The organism is Nakamurella deserti, assembly GCF_003260015.1.
Lineage (GTDB): Bacteria > Actinomycetota > Actinomycetes > Mycobacteriales > Nakamurellaceae > Nakamurella > Nakamurella deserti.
Genome location: NZ_QCXS01000002.1, coordinates 704019 through 719107 on the forward strand (window position 1 = coordinate 704019; position 15089 = coordinate 719107).

Genomic DNA, 15089 nt, shown 5'->3' on the forward strand with positions numbered 1-15089 from the left:
CTACCCGACAGTCGGGGCGCCGGTTGCCACCTCGTCCGTCCGGGCGACACCGGTGTCGCCACGGGGCACCCGGTAGCGGGTCAACCGCGAGCTGTTGCCGACCACGGCGACCGACGACGCGTTGTGCAGGATGGCCGCCAGCACCGGCGACAGTGCGCCGGCCGCGCTCACGGCCAGGCCCACGGCGTTGACCGCGATGGACATGCCGTAGTTCTGCCGGATCAACCCGACACTGTGCCGGCTCAGGTCACGCAGCTCCAGCACCGCGTCCAGGCGGTCACTGGCCAGCGCGACGTCGGCGGTCTCCACGGCGACGTCGGTCCCGCCGAGGCCCATCGCGATCCCGATGTCGGCCAGCGCCAGCGCCGGGGCGTCGTTGGTGCCGTCCCCGACCATGGCCACCGTGTGACCGGTGGCCTGCAGCTCCCGCACGATGGCCTGTTTGTCCTCGGGGAGCACCTCGGCGTGCCACGAGTCGATGCCCAGCTCGGCGGCGACCACGGCGGCGGTGTCGGCGTGGTCCCCGGTGAGCATGACGATGCGGCGGACTCCGTCCGCCCGCAGCCGGGCCAGGACCCGGGCGGCCTCCGGACGCACCGTGTCACGCAGGCTGACCAGCCCGACGAGAGAGCCGTCCACCGCCAGCAGCAGCGGGGTCTCGGCGCGCCGTTGCAGCCGGGCGACCCAGCCGCGGGCGTCGTCCCCGACGGTCACGCCCTCCTGCGCCAGCAGCGTCGAGTTGCCCAGCAGCAGCACCCGGCCGTCGGCCTGGGTCCGCATGCCCAGGCCCAGCAGCACCTCGCACTCCTCGTGCGCGGGGATCGAGATGCGCCGCTCCTCCGTGGACCGGATCACCGCCTGCGCCAACGGGTGTCGCGAGTGGATCTCCGAACTCGCCGCGTACGCCAGCACCCGCTCGGGCTCCCAGTCGGACGCGAACGAGATCACCTCGGTCACCACCGGCCGACCCTCGGTCAGGGTGCCCGTCTTGTCGAACACGATCGCGTCGACCCGGCCCATCGCCTCCAGATGCGAGCCGCCCTTGATGAGGATGCCGCGTCGGGCGCCGTTGCCGATCGCCGCGCTGATCGCGGTCGGCGTGGCAAGGCCGACCGCACACGGGCACGCCACGAGCAGCATCGTCATCGCCCGACGCACGTCCCGGGTGACCAGCAGCGTCGCCGCCGCCACCGCGAACGACAGGGGGACGAACCGCCGGGAGAAGTTGTCGCCGACGGTCTGGATCGGTGCCCGGTCGGCCTGCGCCTCCTCGACACGGCTGATGATCCGGCCGATGGCGGTCTCGGCGCCGACCGCGGTGGCCCGCACGACGAGCCGGCCGCGGAGCAGCACACTGCCGGCGTGCACCGCGTCGCCGGCAGTCACGGTGACGGGCAGGCTCTCCCCGGTGATGGCGCTCTGGTCGAGGATGCCGTCACCGGTGACGACGACGCCGTCCACCGGCAGCGCGATCTGCTCGTGCACCACGACGTGGTCACCCGGCCGCAGCACCGCGATGTCGACGCGCTGCTCCGTGTCGTCCGGGCCCTGGGTCCAGATGGACGTCTGGGTGCCGGTGAGCAGGCTGGTGATCGCCCGCCGGGTCCGGCGCAGCGTGAGGTCCTGCAGGTACTCGCCGATGTTGAGCAGCCACAGCACGGTCAGCGCGACGACGTTCTCGCGGAGCAGCAGCGACGCCACCGTGGCGGCCGACACCAGCGCGTCGGTCCCGGCGGTGCGCCGGCCGCGCAACGTCGCCAGCGCGCCGCGGAAGAACGGGTAGCCGGTGAACAGCGTCACCCCGGTGGCCACCGTGCGGCTGCGCGGACCGAGCACGGCGGGGCGCCGCAGGCCGTAGCGGCGGAGGCCGAGCAGGACCAGAGCGGCGCCGCCGACGACCATCCGGAGCAGGTCGCGATTGCCGACGTCGGCCGACCGGGGGAGCCGGTCGACCGGCCTGGCGGGGACGTGGGTGCGCGCGTCGCCGATACCGGCGAGGACGGCCTCGACGTCGGTGCGGTCAGGGTCGAACCAGACGACCACCGAACCGGTCCGCGGATAGGCATGCACCGCCCGGACCCCGGGCCTGGTGGCGACCAGATCCTCGACGACGACGGCCCGCGCGGTGGCGCAGCGCAGCCAGTCCGCGGTCAGCCGCAGCCGGCCGCCGGCGTGGGCGACGACACGCATCAGTGCTGGTGGTCGTGGACGGTCGGGGCGCCCGGCGGGGTGGCCTGCTCGCCGACCTTCTCCCTGGCCTCGGCGACGATGTCGGCGGCGACGAGACGGGTGTTCTCGGCGCCGTGCTCGGCGGCTCGGACGGCCCGCAGCCCGGCGGCGGTGACGCCGACGGCGGCCTGGTGGGCGACGCGGCCGAGCCGTCCGCTACGGGCGGCGTTGACCACGGTGACACCGGCGACGCCGCTGATCACCGCGCCGACGGCCTTGCCGAGTACTGCCTGGATCATGGGAGTCCTTCCGGTCTGGCGACACACGCCGCCCCACGATCATTGCTGATAACTGTTATCAACACCAACAAGCGCGGGGGTACGACGGCCCCGACCGGAAGACGGCGGCGGCGCCCTCAGGAGCTGGGCGCGGAGGTCATCCCGGTCATGCCGGTCATGCCGGTCATGCCGGTCATGCCGGTCATGCCGGTCATGCCGGTCATGCCGGTCATGCCGGTCATCGCGTCTCCGTCCGCGGTCGTGGCGCCGCTGTCCGACGCGGTCGGGGAGCCGGCCGCCCCCGACGATCCCGACGCCACCGGCGCGGCGCCCACCGCCAGCGGCTGCTCGCCGTAGGTCTGCCGGAGCAGGGACGTCATCGACGCGATCTCGGCGACCTGCCCCTGGGCCATCTTCAGTGCCATGTTCTTGACCACCGGGTTCGTGGCGTAGGTGGCGGCGTAGTCCATCATCGGCACGCCGCCCTCGTGGTGGCGGATCATCAGCTGCAGGAAATAGGCGTCCGAGGCGTCCCCGCGCAGCGTCTTGAGCCGGTCGACCTCGGCCCGCGTCGCCATTCCCGGCATCAACGCGCCGGCGGCGACGGACGCCCGGTCCATGGTCGTGGCGACCGCCATCGGATCGGCGCCGGTCATCCCGGGCATGCCCGCCATGCCGCCCATGTCGTGTCCACCGGCGGCCGACATCCACGCCATCAGCGGTCGGGGGTTGTTCAGCGAGTACCCCCAGAGCTGCAGGAACCCGCCCATCTGGCCGATCTGCGAGGTCTGCTGGTACTCGATGTCGTAGCCGATACCGGCGACCTCGGCGCGGCCGCCGTTGAGCTGCACCAGGTGCGCGAGCTCCACGCCCTGCTCGTGGTGGACCGACATGTCGTACAGGAAACCGACGTCGACCGAGTCCGCCGCCGGCCGGGTCAGCGACTCCGACGACGGCGCGGCGGCGTTGCCCAGGGCCAGACCCACGGTGCCGCCGATGAGCAGCATCACCACGGCACCCAGGGCGAGGACGAGCCCGGTGCCGCCGCGGCCCCAGCGCTGGAACACCGAGGACGGTGCGGGTGCGGTCACCGGTACCGGGTCGAGATCCCGCGCGGGGGTGGGTGCGCCGGAGGTCATCCGGTGGTCGCCGCCACGGAGGGCTCGGTCGTCTCGGCGGTGTCGGAGGACTCCGTGCCGGTCGCCGCCGGGGCGGTGTCGCCGGTCGGGACGGCCTCGGCCGAGGTGGTGGCCGGGTCCGCGGTGCCGGACTCCGTCATGCCGGTCTCGGGAGCGGTCTCACCCTGCGCCTCGGCGCTGTCCTGGGTGACAACCGCTCCGCTGGCGCCGCCGGTGCCGTCCATCTGCACGGCGTCGGCCCCGGGCGGGGTCGCGTCGAAGGCGGGGGGGTTCGCGATGTCGAAGGTCGGCTGCGCGCAGGTGCCGTTGACCTCGGGCGTCAGGAACTGGTTGCGCTGCAACGCGGTGATGAACTGCTGGATGCGCCCGTCGTCGGCCGAGTCGACCTTGAGCTGGTGGGCCCAGGCCTGCAGCGAGATGCGGGAGTCCAGGCCGGGGTAGGGGCTCAGGGTGATGTACTGCTTGCCCTCGACCAGACCGCGGAGGGTGTCCAGCTGGTCGCCGATGGTGTCGGGGTTGTAGGTGATCCAGATGGCGCCGTGCTCCAGCGTGTGGACCATGTTCTCGTTACGGACGGGGACCTCGTAGACCACGCCGTTGCACGCCGCCCACTCGGCGTCGTGCGGGCCGCCGACCGGCGGGAACCGGTCGTAGGCCACCCGCGTCGGGGGCGTGACGTGCAGGCCGACCTTGTAGGTGTCGGCGGCCCCGGTGAAGACGCCCTCGATGCCGGCCGCCGGGTCCTGGTTCTCCGCCGTGGGCACGAACGGGGCGAGCACCTCGGCGGCCTGGTTCTTGTCCTCGCGGGCGTTGAAGACCACGAAGAAGATGGTCGCGGCGAGCGCGACGATCACGGTGACCGCGGTGATGGTCAGCCAGGGCAGACCCTCCCGCTGGTTGATCACCGGCAGCTCGCGGCGTGCCTTCTTCGCGTTCTTACCACTGGCCATCATGGAAGACAGGACCTCGTTCTGCTGGTGATCACGGAATCGGGGGGACGACGGAGGAGCGGCAACGGCCCCCACGTCGGCAACGGCCACCCATCCTACGAGGTGGCGGGTCGCGGGATGGTCACCGTCACCGGTGGGTTCCATGTGAGCCGCGGCGGGCCCGGGACCCCCACCCGGACGCCGGACGCGCCCGGACGCACCGCTGCGGAGTGTGACGATGGCAACGCCGCACGCTCGACCCGGGTCGGCCGATGGGGAAGAAATCACCCCGATGGTGTGTTGTAGGGAGTAGCCGACCCTGGATGCGCTGGTGGAGACACCGACAGACGGCGTTGTGAACCAACGCGGCAGTCGAGCATGGGCGATGCGGGAGGTTCGATTCCTCCCGTCGGCACCACCGGTCCGCGCGGACGGCCCCACGGCCGGTCGGCCGGACCACCTGGAGTGTTCCGGCGGTCAGAATTGCCGGTCGGACCTTCCTAAGATGGGGGGGTGAACCCCGCACAACTCTCGGCCGCCATCCAGGCTGCGCTCGTGGCGGCGCTGGCCGACCTGAGCGACCTCCCGGCGGACAGCGCCGGCCCGGCTCGGATCCCCGACGTCGTGGTGGAACGCCCCCGCAACCGTGAGCACGGCGACTACGCCACCTCGGTCGCGCTGAAGCTGGCCGGCCAACTCGGCCGCAAGCCACGCGACATCGCCCAGGCCATCGCCGACAAGCTGGCCGGTGCCGACGGCATCGCCGCGGTCGAGATCGCCGGCCCCGGATTCCTCAACATCCGGCTCGACACCAGTGCCGCGGGCGCGATCGTCGGCCAGATCGTCGCCGCCGGGGACGGTTACGGCCGGGGGACCGCACTCGCCGGCTCCCGGATCAACCTGGAGTTCGTCTCGGCGAACCCCACGGGTCCGGTGCACATCGGCGGCGCCCGCTGGGCCGCGGTCGGCGACGCCCTCGGCCGGGTGCTGTCGGCCCAGGGCGCGGACGTGGTGCGTGAGTACTACTTCAACGACGCGGGTGCCCAGATCGACCGCTTCGCCGGATCCCTGCTGGCCGCCGCCCGCGGCCGTGCGACCCCCGAGAACGGTTACGGCGGCGCGTACATCACCGAGATCGCGGACAAGGTCACCGCCGCCCACCCGGAGGTCGCGACGCTCGACGACGACGCCGCGACGGCCGTGTTCGCCCGCGCCGGGGTCGACCTGATGTTCGCCGACATCAAGGCCACCCTGCACGCCTTCCGCACCGACTTCGACGTCTACTTCCACGAGGACTCGCTGCACAGCTCGGGCGCGGTCACCGCCGCGGTCGGCCGGCTGCAGGCCAGCGGCCACCTGTACGAGAAGGACGGTGCCTGGTGGCTGCGCAGCACCGAGTACGGCGACGACAAGGACCGCGTCGTCATCAAGAGCGACGGCAATCCCGCCTACATCGCCGGTGACCTCGCCTACTTCCTGGACAAGCGCTCACGCGGTTTCGACCTGTGCATCTACATGCTGGGCGCCGACCACCACGGCTACATCGCCCGCCTGAAGGCCGCCGCGGCCGCCTTCGACGACGACCCGGACACCGTCGAGGTGATGATCGGCCAGATGGTCAACCTGGTGCAGGGCGGGCAGCCCGTCCGGATGAGCAAGCGCGCCGGCACCGTGATCACCCTGGACGACCTCATCGACGCGCTGGGCATCGACGCGTCGCGGTACGCCCTGATCCGCTACTCCGTCGACACCACCATGGATCTCGATCTGGACCTGTGGACGCGCCAGACCAACGACAACCCCGTCTTCTACGTCCAGTACGCCCACGCGCGGTTGGCGTCGCTGGCGCGCAACGCCGCCGATCTGGGCATCACCGTCGGCGGCGACTACGACGCGGCCCTGCTCGACACTCCGCAGGAGTCCAACCTGCTCGCGCAGCTGGCGGCGTTCCCGGCGGTGCTGGCGACCGCGGCCGACCTGCGCGAGCCGCACCGGGTGGCCCGGTATCTGGAGGAGGTGGCGTCGGCGTACCACAAGTTCTACGACGCCGTCCGGGTGCTGCCGATGGGTGACGAGGCGCCGGACGCGTCCACCCAGGCCCGGCTGCAGCTGTGCGCCGCGACCCGCCAGGTCCTGGCCAACGGACTGGCCATCCTCGGCATCTCGGCCCCGGAGCGGATGTGAGGGCGCATCCGGCCGGGCCGCGGCACGCCGACGTCGTCCAGGAGCGGCACAGCTCCGGGCCGCCGCGCGACCTGAACACCCTGGACCCGAAGGTGTGGCCGCGCAACATCTCTCGCGGTCCGGACGGTGAGATGCGGTTGGCCGGCGTCGATGTGCGCGACCTCGCGGCCACCCACCGGACGCCGGTGATGGTAATGGACGAGGCCGACTTCCGTTCCCGCTGCCACGATTTCGCCGACGCCTTCGGCTCGGCGGCGGCCGTGCACTACGCGTCCAAGGCCTTCCTGTCCGGTGAGATCGCGCGCTGGCTGGACGACGAGGGCCTGGGCCTGGACGTCTGCTCCGAGGGCGAGCTCGCGGTCGCGCTGCGGGCCGGTTTCCCGGCCGGGCGCATCGCGTTCCACGGTTCCAACAAGTCCGAGCGCGAGCTGCGCACCGCGGTCGACGCGGGCATCGGTGCGATCGTGGTGGACTCGTACTACGAGATCGCCCGGTTGGCCGAGCTCGCACTGGAGCGGGCCGACGAACCGTCCCGGTCGGTCCGGGAGGCCGCGTCACGCAACGGGTCCACCGCCACCCTGGAGCCGATCCCGGTGATGGTCCGGGTGACGGTCGGCGTCGAGGCGCACACCCACGAGTTCATCGCCACCGCGCACGAGGACCAGAAGTTCGGTTTCTCGCTCACCGGTGGCGACGCCGCCGAGGCCATCCGCCGGATCGCGGCCTGCGCCGGCCTGCGGCTGGTCGGACTGCACTCCCACATCGGCTCGCAGATCTTCGATCCGGCCGGGTTCGAGGTCGCCGCCCACCGGGTGGTGCGGCTGCTCGCCGACACCGTCACCGAGCACCCCGAACTGGCCGACACCCTGACCACGCTCGACCTCGGCGGCGGCCTCGGGATCGCCTACACCTCGGCCGACGACCCGACGCCGCCGGACGTGATGGCGAAGGCGCTGGCCGACATCGTCTCCCGCGAGGCGCAGCTGGCCGGGATCGCGGTCCCGCGGATCGCGGTGGAGCCCGGCCGGGCCATCGTCGGCCCGGGCACCGTCACCGTCTACGAGGTCGGCACCATCAAGGACGTCGTGCTCGACGGCGGGATGGTGCGCCGCTACGTCTCCGTCGACGGCGGGATGAGCGACAACATCCGCACCGCGCTGTACGACGCCGAGTACACCGTCACGCTCGCGTCGCGCACGTCGGACGCCCCGCCGATGACCAGCCGTGTGGTCGGCAAGCACTGCGAGAGCGGCGACATCGTCGTGCGGGACTGCTACCTGCCGTCCGACATCGCCGTGGGGGACCTGATCGCGGTGGCCGCCACCGGGGCCTACTGCTACGTGATGAGCAGCAACTACAACCGGGTGCCGCGCCCGGCCGTGGTCGCCGTGCGCGACGGCGCCGACCGCACGGTGCTGCGCCGTGAGACCGACGACGACCTGATGCGACTGGAGACATGGTGAGCACGCCTGCACACGACCCCGACAACGCCGGGACCACCGGAGCCGGGCCCGCGCCCGGGACGACACCGCCGCGCCCGCAGCAGCCGTCCCTCGCGGTGGGGATGGTCCTGCTGGTGCTGGCCGCCGTCCTCATCGTGGTTGTGCTGGTGCAGCCGACGATGGCGCCCTGGCTCAAGATCACCATCGCGGTGCTGGCCGTCCTCACGGTCGTCGCGCTGCTGGTGTTCTCGGTGCTCCTGGTGCGTTCCACCAAGCAGGCGGGCCGCGGCCGATGAGCGACCCCGCGAAGTCCGGCCGCACCGTCCGCGTCGCCCTGCTGGGCTGCGGCGTGGTGGGTTCCCAGGTCGTGCGGCTGCTGACCGAGAACGCCGCCGAGCTCACGGCCCGCGTCGGCGCCCCGCTGGAACTGGTCGGGGTGGCCGTGCGCCACCCGGACCGGCACCGTGAGCTGCCCGCCGACCTGGTCACCGGCGACGCGGCGGCGCTGGTCGCCCGCGAGGACGTCGACGTGGTCGTCGAGGTGATGGGCGGGCTCGACCCGGCCCGGGAGCTGCTGCTGACCGCGCTGCGCCGCGGTGCCGGCGTCGTCACCGCCAACAAGGCCCTGCTGGCGGCGCACGGTCCGGAGATCTTCACGGCGGCCGACGCCGGGGGACCGGGCCTGTACTTCGAGGCCGCGGTGGCCGGGGCCATCCCGCTGATCCGGCCCATCCGCGAATCGCTCGCCGGTGACCGCGTCTCGCGGGTGATGGGCATCGTCAACGGCACCACCAACTTCATCCTGTCCGCCATGGACAGCACGGGCTCCACGTACGAAGCCGCGCTGGCCGAGGCCACCCGGCTCGGGTACGCCGAGGCCGACCCGACCGCCGACGTCGAGGGCTTCGACGCCGCGGCCAAGGCCGCCATCATCGCCTCGCTGGCCTTCCACACCCGGGTCAACGCCGACGACGTCTACCGCGAGGGGATCTCCGGGGTGTCCGCCGCGGAGATCGCCGCCGCTCGCGAGATCGGTTGCACGGTCAAGCTCCTCGCGATCTGCGAGCGCATCACCACGCCGACCGGCGAGGCCGTTTCGGCCCGCGTGCACCCGGTCATGCTGCCACGCACCCACCCGCTGGCCGGGGTGGACGGGGCGTACAACGCGGTCTACGTCGAGGCGGAAGCGGCAGGTCAGCTGATGTTCTACGGTCCCGGTGCCGGCGGCGCCCCCACCGCTTCGGCGGTCCTCGGGGACCTGGTGACGGTCGCCCGCAACACCGTCGTCGGCGCCCGCGGTCCGCGGGAGTCGGCCTACGCGGAGCTGCCCAACCAGCCGCTGGGCGAGGTGACCAGTCAGTACCACATCTCGCTGGACGTCCAGGATCGCGCCGGGGTGCTGGCCCAGGTCGCGCAGTGCTTCGCCGACCTCGGCATCTCGATCTCCACTGTCCGGCAGGCCGGCACCGGCAACGACGCGACGCTGGTGATCGTCACCCACTGCGGCCCGGAGGCGGCCCTCACCGAGACCGTGCGGCGGCTCAGCGGGATGGACGCCGTCCGCAAGGTCAACTCGGTGATGCGGGTCGTCTCCGAGTAGTCCGACGGGACCGGCACTCCCACAGCAGCACGAGCACACACCAGCACCGACGACCGAGCACAGGCAGAAAGCAGACGACGCGATGACCGGACTCACCGAACGCGCACTGGGCACCCACTCCCGGTGGCCGGGCCTGATCCGGGCGTACGCCGACCGGGTCGCCGTCCCCGAGGGGGCGGAGATCATCACCCTGTTCGAAGGTGGGACGCCGCTGCTGCCGGCCCCCGCGCTGTCGCGCCGGACCGGGTGCGAGGTCTTCCTCAAGATCGAGGGCGCCAACCCGACCGGCTCGTTCAAGGACCGCGGGATGACCGTCGCCGTCACGCACGCGGCCGCCGGCGGCGCCAAGGCCGTGATCTGCGCCTCGACCGGCAACACCTCCGCCGCGGCGTCGGCCTACGCCGCCCGCGCCGGGCTGACCAGCGCCGTCCTGATCCCCACCGGCAAGATCGCCGCCGGCAAGCTGGCGCAGGCCGTCGCGTACGGGGCGAAGATCCTGCAGATCCAGGGCAACTTCGACGACTGCCTGGAGCTCGCCCGCAAGGTCGTGATCGACCACCCGGAGATCGGCCTGGTCAACTCGGTCAACCCGGCCCGCATCGAAGGCCAGAAGACCGCCAGCTTCGAGGTCTGCGACGTCCTCGGCCGCGCCCCCGACGTGCACATCCTGCCGGTCGGCAACGCCGGCAACATCACCGCGTACTGGAAGGGCTACGTCGAATACCACGCCGACGGCCTGATCGACTCACTGCCGCGCATGTTCGGTTTCCAGGCCGCCGGGGCCGCGCCGCTGGTGCACGGCGCCCCGGTACCGCACCCGGAGACCATCGCCACCGCCATCCGGATCGGCGCGCCCGCCTCCTGGGACGGCGCCATCGGCGCGCGCGACCGGTCGAACGGTCTCATCGACGCGGTCACCGACGAGCAGATCCTCGAGGCCTACCGACTGATCGCCAGCACCGAGGGGGTGTTCGTCGAGCCCGGCTCGGCCGCATCCATCGCCGGCCTGCTGATGACCGCGGCCGACGGGCGGCTGCCGAAGGGCTCCACCGTGGTCTGCACCGTCACCGGACACGGCCTGAAGGACCCCGACGTGGCGCTGGCGACCATGGAGCTGCCGACCGTCATCCCGGTCGACTCCGAGGCCGTCGCGGCCGCGCTGGACCTGTCGTGACGTGGTCGGTGTGACCGGCGCCGCCGGGTACGACGGCCGCCAGGTCTGCGTCCGGGTCCCCGCCACGTCGGCCAACATCGGCCCCGGCTACGACAGTTTCGGCATCGCGATGGGCCGCTACGACGACGTCCGGGCACGCCTGACCGACGGGCCCACGCTGGTCACGGTGACCGGCGTGGCCGCCGACGAGGTCCCGCGCGACGAGACCCATCTGGTGGTCCGTGCGGCCGCCCGGCTGTTCGCCGAGCTCGGCGAACCCGCGCACCGCCTGGACCTGACGTGCGAGAACCGCATCCCGCACGGGGGAGGCCAGGGTTCGTCGGCCGCCGCCACCGTGGCCGGGATGCTGCTGGCCCGCGAGCTGGTCCCCGCGGGCGCCCAGCTGGGCCGCGAGGACGTGCTGCGGCTGGCCACCGAGATGGAGGGCCACCCGGACAACGTGGCCCCCACCGTGTTCGGCGGCCTGACCGTGTCGTGGGTCCGGGAGGACGGCAGCGTCGGGTGCATCCGGCACGAGGTGCACCCGGAGATCCGGCTGGTCGTGTTCACGGCCCCGTCGCACTCGTCGACGAAGACGACCAGGGCGATGCTGCCCGCGGTCATCCCGCACGCCGACGCCGCGGCGAACTCCGCCGCGACCGCGGTGCTGCTGCACGCGATGACCGACGACCCGGCGTACCTGATGGACGGCACCGTCGACCGGTTGCACCAGAGCTACCGGGCGGCGGCGATGCCCGAATCCGCACAACTCGTGGCCGAGCTGCGTTCCGCCGGCATCCCCGCGGTCATCTCCGGCGCGGGCGCATCCGTTCTGGCCATCCTGGACCGGCCGCTGGACGTGCACGCGTGGCAGCCGGTCGGGTTCGTCGCCGAGGAGATAGAGGTCGACCAGGTCGGCGCGCAGGTCACCGTCGAGGTGCCGTCCGAGGTCGGCGACCCGCGCTGATCCCCGGCCGGCGCCCGATCTGTGCTGATGGGGTCGGCGGGGACACACCGGAGCCGGTGTTGTCACTGTGGACCGAACACCATTACAGTGGAACTCGATCGTCGGCAAGGGGTGGGTGACCTCCGGTCGGAACAGCCGGTCGATCCGATCGATGATCGTTCTCCACCATCCGCTCGCGCCTCCGGGTCCGGCGGTCTCTGCACACAGCACACTCCTGGATCTCTATCTCTGGATTCCCCTCGCGTCAGCCGCGTGTCCGTACCGCCGTACACCGGCGCAGCGTCACCGCACCGGACCGGTACGCCGTGCACGCACCGGACGCGACCATCACTCCTCCCACGTCAGGTCTGGGCGTGGACTGGCAGCCGTCGGCAGTACTCACCGCGGCGCACAACCCACCGGCATCCACTGCCGGTGAACAGGAAGGATCTTCGTGAGCGAGACCACGGAGCTGCTCGATACCCCGCAGACCGCATCGTCGGGCCGCGGCAAGGGCCTGACGGGCATGGTGTTGCCCGATCTCAAGGCGATGGCCAGCCGGCTCGGCATCAAGGGCACCTCGGCCATGCGCAAGGGCGACCTGATCGCCGCCATCTCCGCCCGTCAGAGCGGTGAGGGGCGCACCGGCGACACCGCCGCCGCCGGCCAGGCACCGACCCAGGCTCCGGCCACCGGACAGGCGCCGGCGGCCGCCCAGGCCCCGGCCGAGGGCACCCAGCGCCCGCCGCGGGCCCGTCGCAGCGCGAGCCGACCGGCCGGCAGCCCGGAGACCGACGCCGCAGCGACCACCGGTGCGCCTGCAGCCCCCGCCCCGGCCGTCGAGGCCTCGGCCGCCGACGCCCCGCGTCGCGACCAGCGCGGATCCGCGCAGGACACCGCGGCCGCGGACACCCGCGGCCGGACCGGCGAGGCTCCCGCGCGTCCGCGGTCCGAACACGACGGCGGCGGCGACGCCCCCGCCCGGGACGGCGGCGACACCGGTGCCCGCGCGAACGACGGCGACACCCGCTCCCGTCAGGACGGCGACACCCGTCGCGACCAGGCGGGCGGCGACACCGGTGCCCGCGCGAACGACGGCGACACCCGCTCCCGTCAGGACGGCGACACCCGTCGCGACCAGGCGGGCGGCGACACCGGGGACCGCTCCGGCGAACGCACCGACCGTGGTGACGGATCGGGATCCGACGAGTTCCCCAGCCGCGACCGCAGCCGCCGCAACCGCCGCAACCGCCGTGACCGCGACCGCCCGGCGGACGGTGCGGGGGAGACCGCCGACGGCGCCGACCGCGGGTCGCAGCCCCGGCAGAACACCCAGCGCGACAACGGGAGCCAGAACAACGGGTCCAACCGCGACCAGAACCGTTCGGCGCAGAGCCGCGAGACGCAGCGCGACCAGGACGACGACTTCGACGGCGACGGCACCCGCCGGGGCCGCCGCTACCGCGACCGGAACCGCCGCGGCCGCGAGCGTTTCACCGAGACCCCGGGTGACACCGAGGTCCGCGACGACGACGTGCTGCTGCCCGTCGCCGGCATCCTCGACGTCCTCGACTCGTATGCGTTCGTGCGGACCTCCGGCTACCTGACCGGGTCCAACGACGTGTACGTGTCGCTCTCGCAGGTCCGCAAGCACCACCTGCGCCGCGGTGACGCGATCACCGGCGCGGTCCGGGCCCCCCGGGAGAACGAGGCCGCCCGGCAGAAGTTCAACGCACTGGTCCGGCTCGACTCGGTCAACGGCCTGGACCCGGAGCAGGCCAAGAACCGGCCCGAGTTCACCAAGCTGACCCCGCTGTACCCGAACGAGCGGCTCCGCCTGGAGACCGAGGCGCACATCCTCACCACCCGCGTCATCGACCTGGTGATGCCGGTCGGCAAGGGGCAGCGCGCACTGATCGTGTCGCCGCCCAAGGCCGGCAAGACCTCGGTGCTGCAGGCCATCGCCAACGCGATCAGCACCAACAACCCGGAGTGCCACCTGATGGTGGTCCTCGTCGACGAGCGTCCGGAAGAGGTCACCGACATGCAGCGGTCGGTCAAGGGGGAGGTCATCGCCTCCACCTTCGACCGCCCGCCGGCCGACCACACCCAGGTCGCGGAACTGGCCATCGAGCGGGCCAAGCGGCTCGTCGAGATGGGCAAGGACGTCGTCGTGCTGCTCGACTCGATCACCCGGCTCGGCCGCGCCTACAACCTGGCCGCCCCGGCGTCCGGGCGCATCCTGTCCGGTGGTGTCGACTCGACCGCGCTGTTCCCGCCGAAGCGGTTCCTCGGTGCGGCGCGCAACATCGAGAACGGCGGCTCGCTGACCATCTTCGCCTCGGCGCTGGTAGAGACCGGCTCCGCCGGTGACACGGTCATCTTCGAGGAGTTCAAGGGCACCGGCAACGCCGAGCTCAAGCTCGACCGCCGGATCGCCGACAAGCGGGTCTTCCCGGCCATCGACATCGACCAGTCCTCCACCCGGAAGGAGGACCTGCTGATGTCGCCCGACGAGCACGCCGTCGTCATCAAGCTGCGTCGGGTCCTCGGTGCGCTGGAGTCGCAGGCCGCGCTGGACCTGGTCCTCGGCCGCCTGCGCAAGACGCGCAGCAACGTCGAGTTCCTGATGCAGGTCGCCGCCACCACCCCGAACGCCGACCGGGACTGACCGTGTCGCCGCACGGACACACCCCCGCGGGCCAGGCGCCCGCGGGGGCGGTGCTCGACCTGCTCGGGCAGGCCCGCACCGTGCTGCTCACCACCTTCCGGAAGAACGGCACCCCGGTGGCGACCCCGGTGTGGACCGTCCGCGACGGGGACGAGCTGCTCGTGTGGACGAACCCCACCAGCGGTAAGTACAAGCGGATCCGCCGCGACGCCGCCGTCACCGTCGTGCCGTGCTCCACCCGGGGGGAGCCCCGCGGCACGGCCGTGCCCGCCCGCGCCCGGTTGCTCGACGACGCCGAACTGCCGGCCCTGCTGGCCGGGATCCGCGCCAAGTACGGCGTCGCCGGCCGGGTCACCGTGCTGTCCAGCGTCATCGGCGCGTGGTTCGATCGCCGCCCCCAGGGCGGTCTCGCCATCACCCTGGACGCACCGGATCCACGTCCGGGAACCACCGGTCCCGACCGGGAATAGCGGCGACACCCGTCGTGTTTGGACTGACCGTGGGCCGATCTGGCACACTGGACGACTGTCCACCGGTTCCGGTTCACGATCCCGCAGCAGTGCTGCAGTCCCTGCCGT

General features: G+C 72.5%; 12 protein-coding genes. 8 read left to right on the forward strand and 4 right to left on the reverse strand.

Features of this window, described 5'->3' with window-relative positions; genetic code table 11:
- The 4 genes from DB033_RS03365 to DB033_RS03380 form a co-directional block, all read right to left on the reverse strand.
- Window positions 1-2190: a heavy metal translocating P-type ATPase gene (locus DB033_RS03365; RefSeq protein WP_111765451.1), complete on the reverse strand. Its 2190-nt coding sequence runs from the start codon at window positions 2188-2190 to the stop codon at window positions 1-3.
- Complete coding sequence (locus DB033_RS03370; RefSeq protein ID WP_111765452.1) at window positions 2190-2468, reverse strand: DUF1490 family protein; 279 nt, start codon at window positions 2466-2468, stop codon at window positions 2190-2192. Before DB033_RS03370 ends, DB033_RS03365 begins: the two co-directional genes overlap by 1 nt.
- Before the next feature lie 116 nt (window positions 2469-2584).
- Entirely contained in the window at window positions 2585-3586 is a 1002-nt protein-coding gene (locus DB033_RS03375; RefSeq protein WP_111765453.1) for a DUF305 domain-containing protein, read from the reverse strand.
- Window positions 3583-4539 carry a DUF3105 domain-containing protein gene (locus DB033_RS03380; protein ID WP_240615712.1) on the reverse strand — a complete coding sequence of 319 codons (957 nt, stop codon included), beginning with the start codon at window positions 4537-4539 and terminating at the stop codon, window positions 3583-3585. The genes DB033_RS03375 and DB033_RS03380 overlap by 4 nt, the downstream gene beginning before the upstream one ends.
- Window positions 4540-5028: 489 nt before the next feature.
- On the opposite strand from DB033_RS03380, the gene argS reads away from it, so the two are divergent.
- The 8 genes from argS (at window position 5029) to DB033_RS03420 (ending at window position 14981) form a co-directional block, all read left to right on the forward strand.
- Window positions 5029-6699 carry an arginine--tRNA ligase gene (gene argS, locus DB033_RS03385; RefSeq protein ID WP_111765454.1) on the forward strand — a complete coding sequence of 557 codons (1671 nt, stop codon included), beginning with the start codon at window positions 5029-5031 and terminating at the stop codon, window positions 6697-6699.
- Window positions 6696-8162, forward strand: coding sequence for a diaminopimelate decarboxylase (gene lysA / locus DB033_RS03390; protein WP_111765455.1), 1467 nt, complete (start codon window positions 6696-6698; stop codon window positions 8160-8162). The genes argS and lysA overlap by 4 nt, the downstream gene beginning before the upstream one ends.
- Window positions 8159-8437: a hypothetical protein gene (locus DB033_RS03395; protein WP_157970484.1), complete on the forward strand. Its 279-nt coding sequence runs from the start codon at window positions 8159-8161 to the stop codon at window positions 8435-8437. The genes lysA and DB033_RS03395 overlap by 4 nt, the downstream gene beginning before the upstream one ends.
- A complete protein-coding gene (locus DB033_RS03400; protein ID WP_111765457.1) occupies window positions 8434-9741 on the forward strand; it encodes a homoserine dehydrogenase in 1308 nt (435 codons plus the stop codon). Before DB033_RS03395 ends, DB033_RS03400 begins: the two co-directional genes overlap by 4 nt.
- A gap of 82 nt (window positions 9742-9823) precedes the next feature.
- Window positions 9824-10915: a threonine synthase gene (thrC, locus tag DB033_RS03405; protein WP_111765458.1), complete on the forward strand. Its 1092-nt coding sequence runs from the start codon at window positions 9824-9826 to the stop codon at window positions 10913-10915.
- A gap of 10 nt (window positions 10916-10925) precedes the next feature.
- The gene (gene thrB, locus DB033_RS03410; RefSeq protein ID WP_157970485.1) at window positions 10926-11861 is read left to right on the forward strand and encodes a homoserine kinase; all 936 of its coding nucleotides are present in this window, start codon (window positions 10926-10928) and stop codon (window positions 11859-11861) included.
- Between the two features lie 433 nt (window positions 11862-12294).
- Window positions 12295-14511, forward strand: a complete 2217-nt coding sequence (gene rho, locus DB033_RS03415; RefSeq protein WP_240615713.1) for a transcription termination factor Rho — start codon at window positions 12295-12297, stop codon at window positions 14509-14511.
- Window positions 14512-14513: 2 nt separating this feature from the next.
- Window positions 14514-14981 carry a PPOX class F420-dependent oxidoreductase gene (locus DB033_RS03420; RefSeq protein WP_205843626.1) on the forward strand — a complete coding sequence of 156 codons (468 nt, stop codon included), beginning with the start codon at window positions 14514-14516 and terminating at the stop codon, window positions 14979-14981.
- Window positions 14982-15089: the final 108 nt, after the last annotated feature.